Annotated in this window: 20 protein-coding genes and 1 tRNA gene; 10 read left to right on the top strand and 11 right to left on the bottom strand. The window is 74.3% G+C overall.

Going from position 1 to position 20,023, the window contains the following annotated elements; translation table 11 throughout:
• On the bottom strand, nt 1-257 hold a 257-nt coding region (locus RND61_RS28930), incomplete at its 3' end, for a hypothetical protein (protein WP_315881099.1).
• An 861-nt stretch (nt 258-1,118) separates the two neighbouring features.
• Between RND61_RS28930 and RND61_RS28925 the strand changes: the two genes are divergently transcribed.
• Nucleotides 1,119-1,541 carry a hypothetical protein gene (locus tag RND61_RS28925; RefSeq protein WP_315881098.1) on the top strand — a complete coding sequence of 141 codons (423 nt, stop codon included), beginning with the start codon at nt 1,119-1,121 and terminating at the stop codon, nt 1,539-1,541.
• 4 nt (nt 1,542-1,545) lie between these two features.
• Here the strand turns inward: RND61_RS28925 and RND61_RS28920 are convergent, their stop codons facing one another.
• Nucleotides 1,546-2,364: a helix-turn-helix domain-containing protein gene (locus RND61_RS28920; RefSeq protein WP_315881097.1), complete on the bottom strand. Its 819-nt coding sequence runs from the start codon at nt 2,362-2,364 to the stop codon at nt 1,546-1,548.
• A 111-nt stretch (nt 2,365-2,475) separates the two neighbouring features.
• Here RND61_RS28920 and RND61_RS28915 point away from each other — a divergent pair, with 111 nt between their 5' ends.
• Together RND61_RS28915 and RND61_RS28910 are read left to right on the top strand one after the other, a co-directional pair.
• Nucleotides 2,476-2,781 (top strand): 4a-hydroxytetrahydrobiopterin dehydratase, encoded by a 306-nt coding sequence (locus tag RND61_RS28915; RefSeq protein WP_315881096.1) that lies wholly within the window; start codon nt 2,476-2,478, stop codon nt 2,779-2,781.
• 525 nt (nt 2,782-3,306) lie between these two features.
• Nucleotides 3,307-4,161 (top strand): class I SAM-dependent methyltransferase, encoded by an 855-nt coding sequence (locus RND61_RS28910; protein ID WP_315881095.1) that lies wholly within the window; start codon nt 3,307-3,309, stop codon nt 4,159-4,161.
• Between the two features lie 458 nt (nt 4,162-4,619).
• Here RND61_RS28910 and RND61_RS28905 read toward each other — a convergent pair whose 3' ends face one another.
• A complete protein-coding gene (locus RND61_RS28905) occupies nt 4,620-6,443 on the bottom strand; it encodes an AMP-dependent synthetase/ligase (RefSeq protein WP_315881094.1) in 1,824 nt (607 codons plus the stop codon).
• Nucleotides 6,444-7,226: 783 nt separating this feature from the next.
• On the opposite strand from RND61_RS28905, the gene RND61_RS28900 reads away from it, so the two are divergent.
• On the top strand, nt 7,227-7,631 hold the full coding sequence (locus RND61_RS28900) for a (2Fe-2S) ferredoxin domain-containing protein (RefSeq protein WP_315881093.1): 405 nt from the start codon (nt 7,227-7,229) through the stop codon (nt 7,629-7,631).
• 108 nt (nt 7,632-7,739) lie between these two features.
• On the opposite strand, the gene fdhD is transcribed toward RND61_RS28900, so the two are convergent.
• Complete coding sequence (fdhD, locus tag RND61_RS28895; protein ID WP_315881092.1) at nt 7,740-8,594, bottom strand: formate dehydrogenase accessory sulfurtransferase FdhD; 855 nt, start codon at nt 8,592-8,594, stop codon at nt 7,740-7,742.
• Between the two features lie 211 nt (nt 8,595-8,805).
• On the opposite strand from fdhD, the gene RND61_RS28890 reads away from it, so the two are divergent.
• Together RND61_RS28890 and RND61_RS28885 are read left to right on the top strand one after the other, a co-directional pair.
• Nucleotides 8,806-9,750 (top strand): beta-ketoacyl-ACP synthase III, encoded by a 945-nt coding sequence (locus RND61_RS28890; RefSeq protein WP_315881091.1) that lies wholly within the window; start codon nt 8,806-8,808, stop codon nt 9,748-9,750.
• A gap of 143 nt (nt 9,751-9,893) precedes the next feature.
• Nucleotides 9,894-9,981: transfer RNA gene (locus RND61_RS28885), tRNA-Leu, on the top strand.
• Nucleotides 9,982-10,170: 189 nt separating this feature from the next.
• On the opposite strand, the gene RND61_RS28880 is transcribed toward RND61_RS28885, so the two are convergent.
• On the bottom strand, nt 10,171-10,530 hold the full coding sequence (locus tag RND61_RS28880; protein ID WP_315881090.1) for a MerR family transcriptional regulator: 360 nt from the start codon (nt 10,528-10,530) through the stop codon (nt 10,171-10,173).
• Nucleotides 10,531-10,589: 59 nt separating this feature from the next.
• Here RND61_RS28880 and RND61_RS28875 point away from each other — a divergent pair, with 59 nt between their 5' ends.
• Nucleotides 10,590-10,919 (top strand): putative quinol monooxygenase, encoded by a 330-nt coding sequence (locus RND61_RS28875; RefSeq protein ID WP_315881089.1) that lies wholly within the window; start codon nt 10,590-10,592, stop codon nt 10,917-10,919.
• Between the two features lie 343 nt (nt 10,920-11,262).
• On the opposite strand, the gene RND61_RS28870 is transcribed toward RND61_RS28875, so the two are convergent.
• From RND61_RS28870 to RND61_RS28860, 3 genes are all read right to left on the bottom strand, one after another.
• Nucleotides 11,263-13,002 (bottom strand): FG-GAP-like repeat-containing protein, encoded by a 1,740-nt coding sequence (locus RND61_RS28870; RefSeq protein ID WP_315881088.1) that lies wholly within the window; start codon nt 13,000-13,002, stop codon nt 11,263-11,265.
• Between the two features lie 139 nt (nt 13,003-13,141).
• Nucleotides 13,142-14,014 (bottom strand): class I SAM-dependent methyltransferase, encoded by an 873-nt coding sequence (locus tag RND61_RS28865; RefSeq protein ID WP_315881087.1) that lies wholly within the window; start codon nt 14,012-14,014, stop codon nt 13,142-13,144.
• Nucleotides 14,015-14,038: 24 nt separating this feature from the next.
• Nucleotides 14,039-14,230, bottom strand: coding sequence for a hypothetical protein (locus RND61_RS28860; RefSeq protein WP_315881086.1), 192 nt, complete (start codon nt 14,228-14,230; stop codon nt 14,039-14,041).
• 514 nt (nt 14,231-14,744) lie between these two features.
• Between RND61_RS28860 and RND61_RS28855 the strand changes: the two genes are divergently transcribed.
• On the top strand, nt 14,745-16,661 hold the full coding sequence (locus RND61_RS28855; RefSeq protein ID WP_315881085.1) for a trypsin-like serine protease: 1,917 nt from the start codon (nt 14,745-14,747) through the stop codon (nt 16,659-16,661).
• A 314-nt stretch (nt 16,662-16,975) separates the two neighbouring features.
• Here the strand turns inward: RND61_RS28855 and RND61_RS28850 are convergent, their stop codons facing one another.
• Nucleotides 16,976-17,287: a hypothetical protein gene (locus tag RND61_RS28850; RefSeq protein ID WP_315881084.1), complete on the bottom strand. Its 312-nt coding sequence runs from the start codon at nt 17,285-17,287 to the stop codon at nt 16,976-16,978.
• Nucleotides 17,284-17,934 carry a TetR/AcrR family transcriptional regulator gene (locus tag RND61_RS28845; RefSeq protein ID WP_315881083.1) on the bottom strand — a complete coding sequence of 217 codons (651 nt, stop codon included), beginning with the start codon at nt 17,932-17,934 and terminating at the stop codon, nt 17,284-17,286. The genes RND61_RS28850 and RND61_RS28845 overlap by 4 nt, the downstream gene beginning before the upstream one ends.
• Before the next feature lie 108 nt (nt 17,935-18,042).
• Between RND61_RS28845 and RND61_RS28840 the strand changes: the two genes are divergently transcribed.
• Together RND61_RS28840 and RND61_RS28835 are read left to right on the top strand one after the other, a co-directional pair.
• Nucleotides 18,043-18,987 carry an alpha/beta fold hydrolase gene (locus RND61_RS28840; protein ID WP_315881082.1) on the top strand — a complete coding sequence of 315 codons (945 nt, stop codon included), beginning with the start codon at nt 18,043-18,045 and terminating at the stop codon, nt 18,985-18,987.
• A gap of 226 nt (nt 18,988-19,213) precedes the next feature.
• Nucleotides 19,214-19,456, top strand: coding sequence for a hypothetical protein (locus RND61_RS28835; protein ID WP_315881081.1), 243 nt, complete (start codon nt 19,214-19,216; stop codon nt 19,454-19,456).
• A gap of 222 nt (nt 19,457-19,678) precedes the next feature.
• Here the strand turns inward: RND61_RS28835 and RND61_RS28830 are convergent, their stop codons facing one another.
• Complete coding sequence (locus RND61_RS28830) at nt 19,679-19,990, bottom strand: hypothetical protein (RefSeq protein WP_315881080.1); 312 nt, start codon at nt 19,988-19,990, stop codon at nt 19,679-19,681.
• Between the last annotated feature and the right edge of the window lie 33 nt (nt 19,991-20,023).

The raw sequence follows: 20,023 nt of genomic DNA, 5'->3' as shown, positions 1-20,023 counted from the left end.
GCCCCGCCGGCTCCCCGGCGCCGCTCGGCCTCCTCCGGCGGGACCAGCGTGATGTCCAGCGGGTCGTCGGACGGAACAGTGATCATGGCGCCCTCGGGGACGAGGATGGTGCAACTGGCGCCAGGACAGCGCCGCTCGTAACCACCCCTCTCCGGCGCCAGGCCGAGGACGTCGCGGATGCTCCACTCCTTCCGCTCCTCCATCGGCAGGTCCAGAGGGGTACCGCATATTTCGATCGAGAAGGTTTCCGTACCCATGGTGTGTCACCTGTTCAGCAACTGAAGGGAGGTGGGACCGCCGTGGGCGGTCCCGCGGCCGCCCGGCGGCAGGGCACCGGCGGCACCGGGCGAGGCCCGTGCCGCGCCACCGCGGACGTCACCGGGCCGCGGCCCGCCCCGGCCCCCACCGGCGACGGTCCGCCGGCGAACCTGCCGGGTGGGGCGCGAAACCGCACGGGAGTACTGGGCGGCGCTTTCGGCGGGGTGTTTTCGCTGCTATCACCATTTCCGCGGGCTGCGACGCCGCCGAGGACGGAGGTCGCGACGACAGCGGAGCCAGAAGCGGTCCCGACGCCCCCTGACCTTCGCTTCCGGTCGCTCCTGCCCCCTGCGTCCAGCATGCGCCCCGGCCGGACGCGGCGCAATGTCGCGCGTGCGTCGGCGGACGGCACCGAGGGCCGGGGGGCGTACCCCGAACGGCCGCGCCCGGCACGCCGACCGCCGCCGCGAGGCGCCCCTCGCCGACCCGGCGCCGCGTGCGGCCCGGCGCGGAGGAGCGATCCACCGACCCCGCCGACCCCGGCGATCCCGCGGCGCACCTGAACGCGCCGGCCGCGGCCCGCTGCCCCCACCCCCGAGGCACCGCGTCCCCACCCCCGAGGCACCGCGTCCCCACCCCCGAAGTACCGCGCGCCCACCCCTAGGTACCGCTCCCTCCCTCCCCGCCCCGAGGTGCCGCCGTCATTACCCCCGGGGTAATCGACCGGGCGCGTCCCGCCCGGCAGGGTGGGTCGCACCGGACACCGGGCCGGGGCCCCGACGCCGGGGAGCACCCCGCCCGACATCCGGTCCCCGCACCGCCCGTGACCCCGTACGAACCTCGATGAAGGGTGATCCGCCATGTCCCAGGCCCTGCTCGCCGGCCTTTCCCGCACCACCGAGCCGCAGGTCATGCTGCGCCGCTTCCTCGCCCTCGACGCGGTCGTCACCGGGGCGAACGGCCTCGCCTACGTCGCCGCGCCGGGGCCGCTCGGGCGGCTGTTCGGCGTCGACGCCACGCTGCTGCTCGCCCTGGGCGCCTTCCTCGTCGTGTACGCCGCCGCCGTCGCCGGGGTCGCCTCCCGGCGGCGGCCGTCCACCGCGGCCGTCACGGCGGTCGTCGACGCCAACGCGCTGTGGGCCGTGCTCAGCGTCGTCGCGCTCGTCGCCTGGCTGGAGCCCAGCACCGCCGGAGCCGTGTGGATCCCGGCGCAGGCCGTGACCGTCGCCGGGTTCGCCGCACTGCAGTGGACGTCCCTGCGCGCCCGCGGCACGGGCCGCTGACCCGTCAGCCGGGCAGCGGCAGGGAGCGGAGGAACGCGGCGGTCTCCGCGTCGGCCGGGAGGAACGTCTCGATGGCCAACTCGGCGACCGTCACGTCCATCGGCGTGTTGAACGTCGAGATCGACGACACGAACGACAGCACCCGCCCGGCCACCTCGATCCGCAGCGGCAGCGCGAAGTACGGGTACGGCTCCGGATCCTCCCGGTCACCGGCCGCCGCGTCACCGGGGCCGGCGGCCACCGGGTACGCGGCGACCTCCTCGTACAGCCTCCGCAGCCGCTCGGACCGTTCGAGGGCGATCTGCCGCTCCATCTGGGCCAGCAGGTGCCCGCGCCACTCCCGCAGGTTGTGGATCCTCGGCGCCAGGCCCTCCGGGTGCAGGGTGATCCGCATCGCGTTGGGCTGCTCCAGCAGGTGCCCGGGCAGCCCGTCCAGCAGCAGCCCCGCCCCCCGGTTCGCCGCCAGCACCGCGTACGACCCGTCCACGACGACCGCCGGGTACGGGTCGTACCCCGACAGCAGCCGGTCGATGCCCTCGCGCAGCGGGCCCAGTTCCGGGCCGTCCAGCGCCGACTCGGTGTACCTCGGCGCGTAACCGGCCGCCAGCAGCAGGGCGTTGCGCTCCCGCACGGGCACGTCCAGGTGCTCGGCGAGGCGCAGGACCATCTCCTCGCTCGGCCGCGACCGGCCCGTCTCGACGAACGAGATGTGCCGGGCCGACGAGTCGGCGCGCAATGCCAGTTCCAGTTGGCTCAGCCGCCGCCGCTCCCTCCACTCCCGCAGCAGAGCCCCCACACCCGTGACCGTCGCGACAGTTGTCATACCGCAGACGGTAGCCCAGCCGGTCGTGTTGACCACGGGCGGCGGGTGCCGGGACCGTAAGGTCGGGAACGTCGCCGCCGTCACCGGCACGAACCGGAAGGAGCACGGGACATGCCCACCGAACCGCTGTCGCAGAAGGAGATCGAGGACCGGCTGCGCGAACTGCCCGGCTGGTCCCTCGCCGGCGACCGCCTCGCCCGTACGTACCGCCTCGCCACGCACTTCGCGGCGGCCGCGATGGTCGTCCACGTCGCCCGCGTGCAGGACGAGCTGAACCACCACTCCGACCTGACCCTCGGCTATGACACGGTCGCCCTGGCGGTGAACACCCACGACGCGGGCGGCGCCGTCACGGACCGGGACTTCGAACTGGCGTCACGGGTCGACGCGATCGCCTCGGCACACGGCGCCTCCTGACACCCCGTACGGCCGGGTGCCGTTCCCGGTGGGCGATGGGTCGTGCGGCCGGGTGCCGTTCCCGGTGGGGCGATCGGCCGTACGGGAGCCTCCGCGCCACTTCCCGGCGGTGCGTCCGGTGGTCGTACGGCCGGGTGCCGCTCCCGGTGGGGCGGCCGGTCGTACGGGGCCGCCGCGCCGCCACCCGGCGGGGTGACCGTCGTACGGGGCCGCCGCGCCACTTCCCGGCGGCGCGACCGGCCGTGCGGGGGCCGCCGCGCCACGGGTCCCGGCGCGGACGCGACCCTCGCGGCGTCGCGGGCCCGCCCCGTGCGGCGACCGGCCGGAGGGCGGGGCGGACCGCGCGCCGGGCGGGGACACGACGGCGCCTCCCCGCTCGGCACCCCGCTCGGCACCACGCTCGGCGCCGCGTGCGGGCCCGCCCGGGGCGGCGGCCCGCGGGGATGCCGCTTCCGCGTACGCCTCGACGTTGCCGGACCGGCACGGTTTCTCGCGGCGGGCGCCGGCGACGCGCACGCTGTCCCCATGACTCACGACCACACGCACATGGACTGGAACGCGATGCTGCCGCTGCTGGAGCGCGGCGCCGAGCTGCGCACCCCGCTGTACCGGCAGGCCGCGTCCTGGCTCACCGACCTGCTGCCGGTGGGCGCCGCCCGGCGGATCCTCGACGTCGGCAGCGGCCCCGGCGTGCTGTCCGGCCTCCTCGCCGAGGCGTTCCCGTACGCGGAGGTCGTCGCCGTCGACGCGACGCCCGAACTGCTGGAGCGCGCCCGGGAGCGCACCGCCGGACTGGGCGGCCGGGTCACCACGCGACTGGCCGAACTGCCCGCCGACATGGACGAGTTGGGCGAGGCGGACCTCATCTGGGCGGGGGAGTCCGTCCACCACATCGGTGACCAGCGGGGCGCCCTGGAGGGCCTCGCCCGCCGCCTGCGCCCGGGCGGGGTGATCGCCCTGGTGGAGGGCGGACTGCCGCCGCGGCACCTGCCCCGCGACATCGGCGTCGGCCGCCCCGGCCTGGAGGCCCGCATCGAGGCCGTGTCCGCCGACTGGTTCAGCGAGATGCGGGCCGCGCTGCCCGGCAGCCGCGAGGAGACGGAGGACTGGTCGGCGCTGCTCGCCGCCGCCGGGCTCGTCCCGACCGGGACGCGCACCTTCCTGCTGGACATCCCCGCGCCCGTGCCGGCCGCCGTGCGCGAGCACATCGTCACGGTGTTCACCCGCACCCGCACCGGCCTCGACGACCGGCTCTCCGACGAGGACCGGGCCGCCCTGGACCGGCTCCTCGACCCGGAGGACCCCGCGGGCCTCCACCGGCGCCCCGACGTGTACCTCCTCACGGCCCGCACGGTGCACACCGCCCGCCGCGCCTCCTGACGGACGCCCGCCCGGGCGGCCCCCGCCGCCGTCCGCCCGGGCCCGTCCGGCGGGACGAGCCGCGTGACGGACGGGCCCGCGACCCCCGCCGACCTGCTGCCGCCCTGCTGGAGAGGGATCGGGCCGGAGGCCGTGCACGGCGGCATCGGCGCCCGGGAGCCGTACGGGACGGACGAGGCGGGCCTGCCGTCCGCCCCGGCCGCCCACGGGCGGCGGGCCGCCACCACACACGGGCCGACCGTCGCGTACGGCCCCTTTCTCGCCGCCGTCCCCGTCCCCGTCTCCGTCCCCGTCTCCGGTGTCCCGCCCGGAGCCGTACGGACCGTGCCGACCGCCGGGCCGTCCGCCCGCGGTGCGTCCGCCGCCCGGTGGGGTGCCCGACCGGCCGTGACCGGGCGGGCGCGGCGCGGCGGGACCGCGCCCGGGTGCCGCGCCCGGCCGCCGTGCCGCGTCCGGCGTCAGCGGTACAGCGCCTCGATCTCCGCCGCGTACACCGTCTCGATCGCGCGCCGCTTCAGCTTCAGCGACGGGGTCAGCAGGCCGTGCTCCTCGCTGAACGGGTGCGCCAGGATGCGGAAGGTGCGGATCGACTCGGCGTGCGACACGAGCGTGTTGGCGGCGACGACCGCGCGGCGGATCTCCTTCTCCAGCGCCGGGTCGCGGACGAGTTCGGCCGACCGCAGCGGCCCCCGGCCCTGCATCGCGAGCCAGTGGTCGACCGCCTCCTGGTCGAGGGTGACCAGCGCCGCGATGTACGGCCGGTCGTTGCCGACCACGACGCACTGCGCGACCAGCGGATGGGACCGCACGCGGTCCTCCAGGGCGAGCGGCGCGACGCTCTTGCCGCTGGTCGTCACCAGGATCTCCTTCTTCCGCCCGGTGATGGTCAGGTAGCCGTCCTCGTCGAGCGCCCCCAGGTCCCCGGTGGCGAGCCACCCGTCGCGCAGCACCGCCTCGCCGGCGGCCGGGTCGTTGAGGTACCCGCAGAAGACGTGCGGGCCGCGCAACCACACCTCCCCGTCCTCCGCGATCCGCACCGACGTGCCCGGAACGGGCCGCCCGACCGTGCCGTACCTGGTCCGCTCCGGCGGGTTGGCGGTCGCCGCCGACGACGTCTCCGTCAGCCCGTACCCCTCGTACACGGTCACGCCCGCGCCCGCGAAGAACAGGCCCATCCGCCGGTCCATCGCCGAGCCGCCCGACATGGCGTGCCGGACGCGCCCGCCGAACGCCTCGCGCACCTTCCCGTACACGGCCTTCTCGAAGAACTGGTGCCGCACCCGCAGCGCCGCCGAAGGGCCCGGGCCCAGGCCGAAGTCCCGGTCCTCCTGCGCCTCCGCGTAGCGCACGGCCACCTCGACCGCCCGGTCGAAGACACCGCTCCTCCCCTCGGCCTCCGCGCGCCGCCGCGCCGCGTCGAAGACCTTCTCGAAGACGTACGGCACCGCGAGCACGAACGTCGGCCGGAACGCCGCCAGGTCGGGCAGCAGCGCGCCCGCCGACAGCAGCGGCTGGTGGCCCAGCTTCACCCGGCCCCGCACCGCCGCGATCTCCACCATGCGGCCGAAGACGTGGGCGAGCGGCAGGAACAACAGCGTCGACGCCTCCTCGCCGGGGCGGGAGCGGAACACCGGCTCCCAGCGCCGTAGGAGCGTGTCCGTCTCGAACATGAAGTTCCCGTGCGTCAGCACGCACCCCTTGGGGCGCCCGGTCGTCCCGGACGTGTAGATGACGGTGGCGACGGACTCCGGGGTGACCGCGCGCCGGTGCCGGTGCACCACCTCGTCGTCGATCCGCGCCCCCGCCCGGACGAGTTCGTCGACCGCCCCGGTGTCGAGCTGCCACAGCCGCTTCAGGTGCGGGAGGCGGTCCACGACCGAACCGACCGTCATCGCGTGGTCCTCGTGCTCGACGACGCACGCGCTGACACCCGCGTCGTGCAGCATCCAGTGCACCTGGTCGGCGGAGGACGTCGGGTACACCGGCACGGGCTGCGCGCCCACGGTCCACAACGCGAAGTCGAACAGCGTCCACTCGTAACGGGTACGGGACATGACCGCGACCCGGTCGCCGAACCGCACGCCCTGCGCGAGCAGCCCCTTCGCGAGGGCCAGCACCTCGTCCCGGAACCGCCGCGACGTGACGTCACCCCACGCCCCGGACGCGTCCTTCCGGCCCAGGGCGACCCGGTCGGGATCGCTCGCGGCGTGGTCGAACACGACGTCGGCCAGCCCGCCGACCAGCGGAGCCGCCGCCAGCGGCGGGACCGTCAACTCGCGCAATGGCCTGCTCCTTGTGGCGCTCAGCACAGCGGAGAGTGACGGTACCGGACGGAGAGTTGGCGCGGGAGGGTCTTCATAAAGTCCGGACAAATGTCATTGTCACTGGTCAGACCGGTGAGCGCGTGGTCACGGGGTCGGGGGACCGCCCACTACTGACCGGAGAGTCAGGAACGGGAGCGGGAATCTCCACCGAATCTGTACGCGCCGGTCACAGGGGAGGATGGCCGGGAAGCGCCGGTGGCGGGACGCCCCGGCCGTCCGCCGGGCGGGGCAGGAGGCCGGAGCGCCCCGCAGGCCCGGAGCCACCGCCACCACGAGCCCCCCGCCCGCACCACGGGCCCCTCACGCCCCACACCACCGGCACCACGAACTCTCCTACGCCCCGCACCACCGGCACCACGGGCCTCCCGCGTCCCCGCCCCACCGAGAGGACACCCTCGATCCACCCCCGCCCCACCGTGAGCGCACCTCCGTACCACGGCGGCACCGGACCCGCCGGTCCCCGTGCCCGGTGTCCCCGCCACCCGGTCACCGATCACCTTCACGCCCCCTCGTGCACGGCCCGCCTCACGCGCGGCGACGTACCGCGGCCGGCCACGCGGGCCCGTTCCCCCGCCCCACCGGGATCGTGGCCACCCCGCTGCGGACCGGCGCGAACCCGCCCTGACGTGCCAAGATCACGGCGGCTACGGTGAGGGCCATGCCCGCACCCGCGATCCCCGCCCCGGCCGCCGCGCACGGCCCCCGACCGGCCCGCCCCCTCTCCCGCCCGGGCGGTGCGCGATGACGCGCGGGTGGATACGCCCCGGGGCGGCCCGGCCCTGTTCGCTCGTCGTCTGCCGGGGCTGCTGCTGCGGCGACGCGCGCAAGAACCCCGGTACCGATCACGCGGGCCAGTTGGAGCGGCTGCGGCAGGCCGCGGCGGCGTCCGGCGGGAGGCTGGCCGTCCGTACGAGCGACTGCCTGGGCCCGTGCGGCCAGGCCAACGTCGTGGTCGTCCAGCCCTCCACCGAGGCCCGGCGCCGCGGCGCCCGCGCCGCGTGGATCGGCTGGGCACTGGACGACGACTGCCTGGACGACATCCTCGCCTGGGTCGAGGCGGGCGGCCCGGGCCTGGCGGAACCCCCGGCGACGCTCACGCTGCAGATGATCGAACCGCCGTCGCAGGCCCGCGGCCGGGCCCGCTGACACGGAGGCGGGAGCCCGCGGGCCGGGCGGCGGGAGCCCGCGGGCCGGGCGGCGGGAGCCCGCGGGCCGGGCGGCGGAAGCCCGCGGGCCGGGCGGCGGTGGCCCCCCTCATCCCTCCCGCAGCGGGGCGCCGTCCGCGCCGAGGAGCCGGTGCTCCCCGGCGTACACGTTCATCGACCCGCCCCGCAGGAACCCGACCAGCGTCAGTCCGGTCTCGGCGGCCAGGTCCACGGCCAGCGACGACGGCGCGGAGACCGCCGCCAGCACCGGCACCCCCGCCATCACGGCCTTCTGCGCCAGCTCGAACGACGCCCGCCCCGACACCATCAGCACCGTCCCGCCCAGCGGCAGCCGCCCTTCCCGCAGGGCCCGCCCGACCACCTTGTCGACGGCGTTGTGCCGCCCCACGTCCTCCCGTACGTCGAGCAGCTCGCCCGACGCGGAGAACAGCGCCGCCGCGTGCAGCCCGCCGGTCCGCTCGAACACCTGCTGCGCGGCGCGCAACCGGTCGGGCAGGGCGGCCAGCACGTCCACCCCGACCCGCACCGGCGGGCCGTCGGCCGGCGCGAACCGGGTGGTGGTGCGCACCGCGTCCAGGCTCGCCTTGCCGCACAGTCCGCACGAGGAGGTCGTGTAGACGTTCCGCTCCAGAGTGATGTCGGGCAGGGGCACGCCCGGCGCGAGCCGCACGTCGACGACGTTGTACGTGTTGCCGCCGTCGTCGCGGGCGCCCGCGCAGTACGCGATGTTCCGCACCTCCTCCGCCGCGCCGAGGACGCCCTCGCTGACGAGGAACCCGGCGGCGAGCGCGAAGTCGTCGCCGGGCGTGCGCATGGTGACGGCGAGGGCCTTGCCGTTCAGCCGTATCTCCAGCGGCTCCTCGGCGACGAGCGTGTCGGGCCGGGCGGACACGGCCCCGTCCCGGACCCGGATGACGCGCCGCCGCTCCGTGACCCGTCCCATGTCTCCCGTCCCCTCGCCGTGGTGGCCGTACCGCTTCCGAAGACCATTGTCGTCCACGGCGCGCCCGGTGGGCCGGCCGGCGGCGATGTGGCGGACCCTCCAAGTGGCGGGCGCGAATGCTGTGGGATCACGCGACGGGTTACCGGTGGGTCGCTGACCAGACTGGGGGCTCCTGGTCATCACCAACCATCCAGCCGAGGGGGTCCCGGGCATGACGGGCACTCGTATCGCCGCGCTCGGGCATCACCAGCCCGCCAAGGTGCTCACCAACGACGACCTGGCCGCGCTGGTCGACACCGACGACGAGTGGATCCGCAGCCGCGTCGGCATCCGCACCCGCCACGTCGCCGGACCGGACGAGCCGGTCGACGAGATGGCCGCCCACGCCGCCGCGAAGGCCCTCGCCTCCGCCGGCCTGGCGCCCGCGGACATCGACCTGGTCCTCGTCGCCACGTCCACCGCGATCGACCGCTCCCCGAACACCGCCGCCCGCGTCGCCGCCCGCCTCGGCATGGCCTCCCCGGCCACGATGGACCTGAACGTCGTGTGCGCCGGCTTCACCCACGCCCTGGCCACCGCCGACCACGCCGTACGGGCGGGCTCGGCGCGGCGCGCCCTGGTCATCGGCGCGGACAAGATGACCGAGGTCACCGACTGGACGGACCGCACGACCTGCGTCCTGGTCGGTGACGGCGCCGGCGCGGCGGTCGTGGAGGCCGCCCCGGACGGCGTCCCCGGCATCAGCCCGGTCGTGTGGGGCTCCGTCCCCGAGATGGGCCACGCGGTCCGCATCGAGGGCACCCCGCCCCGCTTCGCCCAGGAGGGCCAGACCGTCTACCGCTGGGCCACCACCCAGCTCCCGCCCATCGCCCGCCGCGTCTGCGAGCGCGCCGGCGTCACCCCGCAGGACCTGGCGGCGGTCGTCCTCCACCAGGCGAACCTCCGCATCATCGAACCCGTCGCCCAGCGCATCGGCGCGGTCAACGCGGTCGTCGCCCGCGACGTCACGGAATCCGGCAACACGTCGGCCGCGTCCATCCCGATGGCCCTGTCGAAGCTCGTGGCCCGCGGCGACATCCCCTCCGGCTCCCCGGCCCTCCTCTTCGGCTTCGGCGGCAACCTGTCGTACGCGGGCCAGGTGGTCCGCACCCCGTAAGACCACCCTTCACGCTGCGTAACGCCTCCGCAGCGCCCCAGGCACCCCGCCTGACCACGGGATATGAGGGTGAAGGGCACGTCGAACCCCTGGTAGAGTTATCCATGTCGCCGCGGGGAACACCCCGGAGCGACAGACACCTTGTCCGGGTGGCGGAATGGCAGACGCGCTAGCTTGAGGTGCTAGTGCCCTTTATCGGGCGTGGGGGTTCAAGTCCCCCCTCGGACACCAGCAGAGACCCCAGTTCACCTGGGGTCTTTCTGTTTCTCCGGCCGGTTTCGCGACGCGTCGGAGGCTGGGGCCCCGGTGTCGTGTGCTCATCGGTCCACGCCGACCGGCGCATGCCGTCGGGCCCTCGCCGCCTGCGTGCCGCAGCGAGAGGCCGGACGCCGTCGCGGGCGCGCCGTAGCGTTGACGGCCCTACGAGAGGGCCAGCTCGTGGGCGCGGGTGGCGGAGATGAGCTCGGTCAGGGAAGTGCGGGCTTCCGACAGTGCGGAGATCCGGTCGTTCAGGCCCTGGAGGTGTTCTTGGAGGGTCTCCAGCTTGCATCCGGCGACCGTGCCGTCCTGGCGAACGCACGGCAGCAGGTCCCGGATGACTCGGGTCGGCAGACCGGCGTCCAGGAGCGAGCGAATGCGGCGGACCACGTCGGGGGCGCTGTCGTCGTAGCGGCGGTGGCCGCTGTCGAGGCGGTACGACTCCAGGAGGCCCTGCTCCTCGTAGTAGCGCAGCAGCCGGACGGAAGTGCCCGTCGCGGCGGCGAGCTCGCCGATCTTCATGTGGCGCTCCTCACAACCCCTTGAACCTCACATCGGTGTGAGATCTTAGCGTGGCAGGCATGACGAACACAGACCGTCCCATAGCCCTCTACGGATTCCTCCGCCCCAGGCCGGAGCGCAGGGACGAGGTGCGGCGCATCCTCTCCTCCTTCGTGGCCCCCACCCGGAAAGAGCCCGGCAACCTGCAGTACCACCTCCACGAACACGAGGACGGCCGCTTCTTCCTGTACGAGATCTGGCGTTCCCAGGAAGACCTGGACCGGCACAACGCGACGCCCCCGCTGCGCGCCTTCCTGGAAAACCTGCCGACCTTCCTGGAGGAGGCCCCGGACGGCTACTTCGACACCATGATCAGTCCGTATGCCGAGGCCGAACCAGTTCCCGAGTGAGGGTGGTCCACGACGGCCCCGGGCAGCGGGCCGGGTGGGACAGGATCGGGATCCCACGGGCACGCGGGTCCCCTTGTGCATCGGACCCGCAGGAGCGAGCTCCGGGAAGGCGCCGCGGGCCGCTGACGGTTCCGCTGTCACGCGGACAGCGGGACGGATCCCGCTGGAGCGTCCACCGGGGCGTCCAGCCCGGTGGCCGCGCGCCGACGTACCGCCACTCCGCCCGTACGCGCCACCGTGTGCCGGCGGCAGCGGCTACGGGCCGACGGCCGGCCGTGCGCAGGGACGCGGTGAGTGGACGGCCGGGTGGCGGTACGCCATCGGAGCGCTGGGGCTTCGATCGTCAGCCGATGAGGACGATGGAGTTCCAGCCGCCGGTGCCCACCGTGGTGCGGGGGCCGTCCGACGGGTTGCCGGAGGAGTTCGTGGCGCCCGCGTAGAACAGCAGGGTTCCCGAGCCCTCGTCGGTGGTGGCCCACAGGTCGGCGGTGCCGTCGGCGTTCGCGTCGGCCGCGCCGGCCAGCAGCGGGCGGTTGGTGGTGCCGTAGTGGTGGCCGTACGCGGTGCGGGCGCCGAAGCCGCCGGCCGCCTGACCACGGTAGAGCCAGAGGTCGCCCGTGCCGGTGTCGCGGACCAGCAGGTCGGGCCGTCCGTCGCGGTCGGCGTCGCCCGGGGCGGTCACGGTCATGGCGTTCCAGCCGCGGCTGCCGATCTCGACCGGCGTCCGCAGGCCCGGCCTGGCCGCCGGGTCGCCCGCGTAGAGCCACAGCTTGTCCCCGTACACGGCCACCAGGTCCGGATGCCCGTCGCCCGTCGAGTCCCCGACCGCGACGAACCGCGCGTCCGCGGGCAGCCCCGTGCCGACCACGGTCGGCGTGGCGATGGTGCCGTCACCGCGGTTGGGGTACACGCGCAGCTCGGTGCCCACGCGGGCGACGACGTCCTCGTAGCCGTCGCCGGTGAAGTCGCCCCGGTGCGTGACCGAGGCGGTCAGCCAGCCGCGGGCGCCGATCTCGGTGTGGCCGCTCGTGAGGCCGCCGGTCCCGTTGCCGGCGTACAGCCGCAGCCGGCCCTCGACGTCGACGGCGACCAGGTCCGGCCTGCCGTCACCGGTCATGTCGCCGGGGACCGGCGCGCCGCGGAGCGTGCCGATGATCGGGGCGTGGTCGGAGTAGCCGTTCGGCTCCCCGCTGTCCGGCTCGTTGATCGTCTGGTCCATCCGGCCGGTGTCGACGGCGCACGACGCGAAGCGGGTGCCGTACGACGGCCGGGTCGTGAAGAAGTGGTCCAGCTTGTGGAACGCGTGCTGCTGGGTCTCGCGGTCCCAGCGGTGGTACGTGGAGGCGTCGATGCACCGCTCCGCCGTACCGGTCAGCGGCTGCATGACGGCCGCACCGGCGTTGCGGTTGAAGTCGCCGCCCAGCACGGCGTCGTGCGGCGCGAGCCGGTCGACGAACGCCTTGACGTTCCGGATCTGCTGCCCGGCGCGTTCCTCCTGGTCGGGGATGACGTGGGTGGTGCAGGGCGTCGTGGTCCAGCCCGCCACCGACACGCACAGGGCCGGCAGGGTCTGCAGGTCCGTGCCGTCGGGGTGGGGCGGCAGCGTGTTCTCCGAGTGGGTCGCGGTCACCGTGCCCCTGACCGCCAGCAGCACGCCCAACTGGCCGGTGAGCGTGCCCCGGCAGTCGGTCCGCCCGTCGGGCCGCGCGCCCACGGCGTGCCGGAGCGACCACGCGGGGCCCAACCGCTGCTGGAGCAGGTCCATGTGGCTGCCGGCCGCGCCTCCGCAGACCTCCTGCAGCATCACCACGTCGGCCCGGTGCTCGTCGACCAGTTGCGCGACCTGCTCGATCTTCTTCTCGGGTTCGTTGCGGTACGGGCAGTACCCGTCCTGGCCGCGCGTGCCGCCCGCCTCGCCGCAGATGTTCCACGAGACGACGGTCAACTGCGGCACTGACGGGCGGACTTCGGCCGCTCGCGCGGGGCCGGTCCCGAGGGCGGTGGCGGACAGCGCGGTCAGCGCCGCCGCCAGGAAGGAGGCCACGGCCCGGGCCGGCCGTGCGGTGCGTCTGGTTCTTCCCATGGGCTTCTTCCTGTCGGGCGTCCGGTGCCACGGGCAGACGCCGGCGGATGATCATGTGATCGTATGCCAGGCGCCGCTCGTGCGTCCGCCGCCCCGGGCGGTGCGCCGCCGTTCCCACCGGGGGTGCCGCACCGCGGGGTCAGGCCGGGCGTGCCGCCGTGACCAGGTAGTAGTCGAGGAGCCCGTCCCGGTACGCGCCGAGGAAGTTGCGGGGCCAGGCCGCCGGCGGCCCGATCTCCTCCAGGTACCGGTCGAGGCCCGGCCAGACGGACTCGCCGATCGACTCCGCCCGCACGTCCACCAGCCCCGCCGCCGCCAGCGCACCGGTCAGCGCCCCCAGCGGGCGCGCCACGTCCAGTCCGGACGCGAAGCTGTCCAGGCGCTCGGCGAGTGCGCGTGCCGCGCCGGGCCGTTCCTCGTCACCGGGTACGAAGAACGACGCCACCGCCGTACGGCCGCCGGGACGCAGCACGCGGGCGCACTCCCGCGCGAAGGCGCCCACGTCGCGGAAGTGCTGGGCGGCCTCCACCGAGTACAGGTGGTCGAACTCGCCGGCCCCGCACGGCAGCCGCTCGGCGGCGCCGCGCACGAGGCGCAACCGCTCCGGCACCGCCGCGAGCAGGGCCGCGTTGGCGCGGCGGGCGCGGTCCACCTGGTCGGGGTGGACGTCCACGCCGGTCACCGACTCGTACGGGTACTCCCGCAGCGCGAGCGCGCAACCGACGCCCAGGCCGCACCCCACCTCCACCGCGCGGCCCCGCCCGTCGCCGTCCGGTCCCCGCCGCCCGCCACCGCCCAGCGCGTCCAGCACCCGCCGGTACAACTGTCGCTCGCTGCGCTCCCGGTCCTCCGCCGTGAGGGGACCGTCCAGGGGGATCCCGTCCCAGCAGCCGAAGTTGATGAAGCCGCCCCGGAACGCGGGTACGGAACCGAGGTCGTCCGGCCCGTACACCGTGCGCACCGCCGGCGGGACGGGCCCGTACCGGTCCTCCGCCGTGTCGTCGTCCGTCATGCGCGTACCGTACCCGCGGCGCCGTCACGTGCCCCGGTGGGCGACCGGCGCGGCGCGGTCGCCCCAGCCGAAGCGGGCCGGGTCCGGGGCGCAGCCCATCCGTACGAAGGACTCGCCGCCGGCGCGCCCCTGCTGGGCGAGGGCCGCGCGGCGGACGCAGCCCTTCCGTACGAAGGACTCGCCGCCCTGCCGGCCGGAGGCGTCGAACAGCGACACGCCGAAACGGCACCGGCTCGGCGACGGGCCCGCGTCGTCCCGGTTCCGTGTGGGAGGAAGCCGCGGTGCACCCGGCTCGGGTCGGGGCCGCCCGGGCCGGGGTCGAGGCACTTCACGGAGCCCTTCTCGCCGGGGTCCTCGAAGAAGCGCACGCGGACGGGGGAGGACACTCGGGTTCGACGTGCAGACGTGCCCGAAGGAGGCCCGCGCCTGCCCCAGCCGTTCCGCGGACGGCTCCCCGTCCGCGCCGTCCTCCCGGCGGGCCGCCTCCGGCAGCACCGTCCGGTCGGTGAACGCGCCCGGCACCGTGTCGGAGCCGCGCCCGAGTGGGGGCGGGGGCCTCCGTGTCCTTCGACAGGAGCGACAGCCATGCCGGGCCCGGAGGCCGGCGGCCCTCTTGCAGGACCGCGAAGGAGGTGACGGGGACTCAGGTAAGGGCCCGCCCACCACCTGATTTATATGATCGGTTCCCGTCCAAGCGTTTCCTCTGACACGTTCGGGAGAAGGCATTCACATGTTGCGTCGCCGTTCCGTCCGCTCCAGACGGCTCGCCGCCTTGGCCGTGGTGGCCGTCGCGGCGCCTCTGGCCCTGTCCACCACCTCTGGTCACGCGGTCACCGGCCCGGTGGTCACCGACAACTCCTACGCGTTCACCGCGAGGCTGGTGATCGGCGAGGGCGACAGCATGCGCGCCTGCTCCGGCGCCTTGGTCGACACCCGGTGGATCATGACGGCCGCGTCCTGTTTCGGCAACGGCCTCACCGAGCTCAACCCGGGCAAGCCGCCGCTGAAGACCGTCGCCACCGTCGGCCGCGCCGACCTCACCGCCACCACCGGGTACGTCAGCGACATCGTCGAACTCGTTCCCCGCCCCGGCCGTGACCTGGTGCTGGCCCGTCTGGCGGCACCCGCGACCGGTATCGCCCCCGTACCCGTGTCCACCACTCCCGCCGCCGCCGGTGACACGGTCACCACGGCGGGATACGGCCGGACCAGGACCGAATGGGCCCCGCTCCAACTCCACACCGCCACCTTCGGCGTCGATGGGGTGACGGATTCCACCATCAACATCACCGGCAGGACGTCGGACGACGCCATATGCAAGGGTGACACCGGTGGCCCGCTGCTGCGCCAGCAAAACGGCCGGCTCGAACTGGTCGGCATCAACAGCCGTTCCTGGCAGGGCGGATGCTTCGGCACCGATCCGGCCGAAACCCGCACCAACGCGATCGACACCAGGGTCGACGGCCTCGGCCCGTGGACGGCACTGGTGACCGGGGCCCGCTGGGGCCAGGCGGGCGAGAACGCCGACGCCTCCCAGGAGCTCTCGGGCGACTTCGACGGCGACGGCAGGACCGACACCGCGGTCCTGCACAAGTACGCGCCGACGGCGAGCGGCGCCAACCACACCGCCCTGTGGAAGTTCACCAGCACCGCGTCGGGCACCTACAACCCGGTCCGGGCATGGGACAACCTCTCCAGCAGCCCGGCGTCGTGGAACTGGGACGCGTCGAAGTCCGTCGCCGGTGACTTCAACGCCGACGGCAGAACCGACATCGCCGTCCTCTACAACAACGGCCGACAGGCTGACGGAACGTACCGCACCACCCTGTGGACGTTCGCCAGCAATGGCGCTGGTTTTGATGCCCCTGTGGTGAGGTGGAATTCTGGTACTGGTTCTTGGAACTGGGATCGTTCGAAGCCCGTGGCCGGTGACTTCAACGGTGACGGCAGGGCTGACATTGCTGTCTTCTACAACAACGGTCAGCGCGCGGATGGCGCCAACGAGACCACTCTGTGGACGTTCGCCAGCAATGGCGCTGGTTTTGATGCCCCTGTGGTGAGGTGGAATTCTGGTACTGGTTCTTGGAACTGGGATCGTTCGAAGCCCGTGGCCGGTGACTTCAACGGTGACGGCAGGGTCGACATTGCTGTCTTCTACAACAACGGTCAGCGCGCGGATGGCACCAACGAGACCACTCTGTGGACGTTCGCCAGTAACGGCGCTGGTTTTGATGCCCCTGTGGTGAGGTGGAATTCTGGTACTGGTTCTTGGAACTGGGATCGTTCGAAGCCCGTGGCCGGTGACTTCAACGGTGACGGCAAGGTCGACATCGCTGTCCTCTACAACAACGGCCAGCAGACCGACCAGTCCTACCGCACCACCCTGTGGACGTTCACCAGCAACGGCACCGGCTTCGACACCCCCGTCGCGAAGTGGAACTCCGGCACCCTCTCCTGGAACTGGGACCGCTCCAAGCCCACCACCGGTGACTTCAACGCCGACGGCAGGACCGACATCGCCGTCCTCTACAACAACGGCCAGCAGACCGACGGAACGTACCGCACCGGCCTGTGGAGGTTCACCAGCACCGGAACGGCCTTCGCAAGTCCCGTCCGCATCTGGGACAGCAACGACATCGCCGACTGACACGTGGCCCCGGCTCCCGGGACGGCCACGGCCTCCGTGACGCCGTCCCGGGCGCACCCCGGGCGCCGTCCCGCTCCGGCCGGTGCCCACGGGGGACGCGGTCCGTCCCCGCACCCAAAGGGCCCTGGGCGTTCCGCCCAGGGCCCTTTGGCGTCGCGCCGCACAGCACTCGGACGATGCGCCGCACCCGGCGGCGGGGGACCGGGACGCGGTGGCGGCCCCGCGAGGCAGGCGCCTCCCGGCCACTGCCCGACGAAGGCGGCGCCCCGCGCCGGGCCGAGCAGGGAAAACGCTGGACGTCGGGCGCCCGGGCGCTACTTCCTGCGACCGGCCTCGAGGGTGAACGCGGCCGCCAGGCAGGCCGCGACCGCAGCCGTCGAGCCGAAGAAGATCCCCTTGAGGAACAGGCCGTTCGCGCCCTCGACCGTGCCGTCTTCGTACGTGCAGGACTTCTCGAAAGGGAAACTGGCCGTGTGCAGATCTCCGCAGTGATTCTGCAGGTCCTCGTTGAGCACGTGTGCCCTGACCCAGGACAACGCCCATACGAGGAGGAAGATCCCGGCGAAGGCGCACACGGCGGCCCACAGCCGGTTCAGTTGGGCATCGCGCGCGCTGGTCCCCGTCACCCGGCCGAGCATACTGTTCCGTGTCCGGGCGCGGGCGGTGCGATCCGGTCCGCGAGCGCGTCGAAGTACCCCCGGCTCACGGCGGCGAGGTCCACCTCCTCGGGGTCCAGCAGCCACAGCAGGTGGACGCCCTCCAGGAACGCCGCCGCCTCCGCCGCGAGCGTCTCGACCGGCAGGTCCGCGCGCGCCGAACCGTCCGCGGCGGCCCGCCGGAACACCTCCGCCAACCTCGCCCGCAACACCCGGTTGCGGTCCCGGAACCAGGTGTGCAGCCCCGACCCCGGCTCCAGGTTCTCCGCGGTCAGGGTGGTGTGCAGCGCGGCCAGCTCGCGCTCCGCGGCAGCGGTGTGCTCCGCGTCCCGTACGAACCAGTCGAACGCCTGCCGGACGGTGGGCCGCGCCTCGGGCGCCGCCGACAGCCGTTCCAGGGCCCGCCGGTCCGCCTCCTCCAGAACGGCGCGCAGCAGGCCGTCCTTGCTGCCGAAGTGGTGGATCAGGGCGGACGGGGTGACGCCGGCGCGCTCGGCGACGGCGGCGACGCCCGTACCGCGTACGCCGTTTCGCGCGAACAGCGCGATCGCCGCGTCGACCATCGCGCGGCGCCGCTCCACGCCCCGCTTCTGGACCTGCCCCTTGACCCCTGCCATGCGGAACAGGGTGCCGGGACCCTCCCCCCGCGTCCAGCCGGGCCCGGGGTCGCCATCCGGCCGGAAATCGATGGCAGGCGGAGTCGAGGGACATTATCTTGAACGACCATGCAGGAAAAAGAGTGCGGGACCGGGAAGGGCCGCTTCGCCGGGGTCGAGCGCATGGTGCCGGCCGGGGACCTCCGGCTCTGGACCGAGGAGTTCGGGGACCCGGCGCATCCGGCGGTGCTGCTGCTGATGGGGGCCGGCGCCCAGGGCGTGCAGTGGAACGACGGGTTCGTCGCGCGGCTCGTCGCCGGGGGCCGCCGCGTCATCCGCTACGACCACCGGGACGCGGGCCGCTCCTCCACCGTCGACTTCGCCGCCCACCCCTACACGGTCGCCGACATGGCGGCGGACGCGCTCGCCGTGCTCGACGCGCTCGGCGTCGACCGGGCGCACTTCGTGGGCGCCTCCCTCGGCGGCGTCATCGCCCAGCGGCTCGCCGTGACCCACCGTCACCGGATGCTGACCCTGACGGCCCTCGCCTCGTCGCCGCTGGGCACCGACATGGCGGGCATCGTGGGGCGGGCGATGGCCGGGCTGCCGCCGCTGGAGGGAGAACTCCCCGCGCCCACACCGGAGTTGCTGGCGACGTTGGCCTCGGTGTCGCAGTCCCGGGGGATGGGGGAGGAGGAGTACCTGGCCGCGCGGCTGCCGCTCTGGCGCGTCCTCCACGGCCCGGACCTGCCCTTCGACGAGGACGAGTACCGGGCGATGGAGAGGCGCGTGTACCGGCGGGCGCGCCATCTGCCCGCCGCCCTCAACCACACGCTCGCCGGTGCGGCCGGCAGCGGCCGTACCGAGGACCTCGCCGGGGTGACCGCGCCGACGCTGGTGCTCCACGGCACCGCGGACCCGATGTTCCCCCTCCCGCACGGCGAGGCCCTCGCCGCCGCGGTACCCGGCGCGCGGCTGGTCACCGTGCCGGGCCTGGGCCACACCCTGCCGTCCGCGCTGGACGGCCGACTGGCCGAGGAGGTGCTGCGGCACACGGAACGCGCGGGGCGGTGATGCGGGGGACGGCGCCGACGCGGACCACCGGACGGAGGTGACGCGGCCCGTCGGGCGGAGACGACGCGGCCCGCGAACCGCTCGTGGGGGCGGGGGCGGGCCGATTGGCGCCTTCGCGCCAGCCTCGCGGGAAGGCGCTCCAGCGGGGGTAGACCGTAGAGGTCCGACGGGCGGCCCCAGGCCGCTGCCTGCCGCCTGCCGCCTGCACCGAAGGAGATCCGAAGCGATGAGCGACGTCCTTCCCGAAGGCGCCCCGGGCCGCTCCCCGATCGTCGTCCTCGGCGTCGTGCCGGCCGACCCCCCGTACCGGGTGGTGGAGGTCAGGGGCGATGTCGTCGGAACCGCCCGCGACATCATCGACGTGATCAAGATCGCCCGCGACTTGGGGATGACCCGCGTCGACCTCGACGACCCGGCCGTCGTCCGTTGGGTCGGCGGCGGCAAGTACCACTGGGTGCCGCGCACCTGACGACCGCGCCGCCCGCCCCTCGCCCGGAAACCGCGGGCGGTCCCTCGCCGGACCGCGTGGGCGTCGCGGACGCGGGGGACGGGTGACATGCGGAACGGAGCCGCCCTGGGCGACCGGCCCGGAGCAGTGTGTGGGCGAGGCGGTGTTCGCGGCGTCGCCCTGGACGGCCTGATGCGGCCGACGGCTCGGCTGAGGGGGCGGCCCCGGGGGCCGCCCCTCCGTTCATACGGCCGCGACCAGCTCCTTCTCCCCCGTCGGGAGGCAGGACCCATTGACGGTGTCCCGGAGGGCGGCGATCGGCCTCACCGTGGCCACCGGTATCGCGGTGCGCTGCTCGCCGGGATGCGTCCGGAGGGGGGAGGCGGAGTCGGAGGGCACGGCCGGGGGTGGGGTGCCGAAGGGGAGGGCGGCGATCGGCCTCACCGTGGCCACCGGTATCGCGGTGCGCTGCTCGCCGGCATGCGTCCGGAGGGGGGAGGCGGAGTCGGAGGGCACGGCCAGGAGCAGGGCGCTGAACAAGGGGGCGGCGGACATGGCGACGGACTCGAAGCTCCGGCGCTTTCTGCG

Source organism: Streptomyces tamarix (genome assembly GCF_032423885.1).
In the GTDB taxonomy this organism is placed as follows: domain Bacteria; phylum Actinomycetota; class Actinomycetes; order Streptomycetales; family Streptomycetaceae; genus Streptomyces; species Streptomyces tamarix.
The sequence above is the reverse complement of the archived record's forward strand: the minus strand, read 5'-3'. Positions and strand labels throughout refer to the sequence as shown.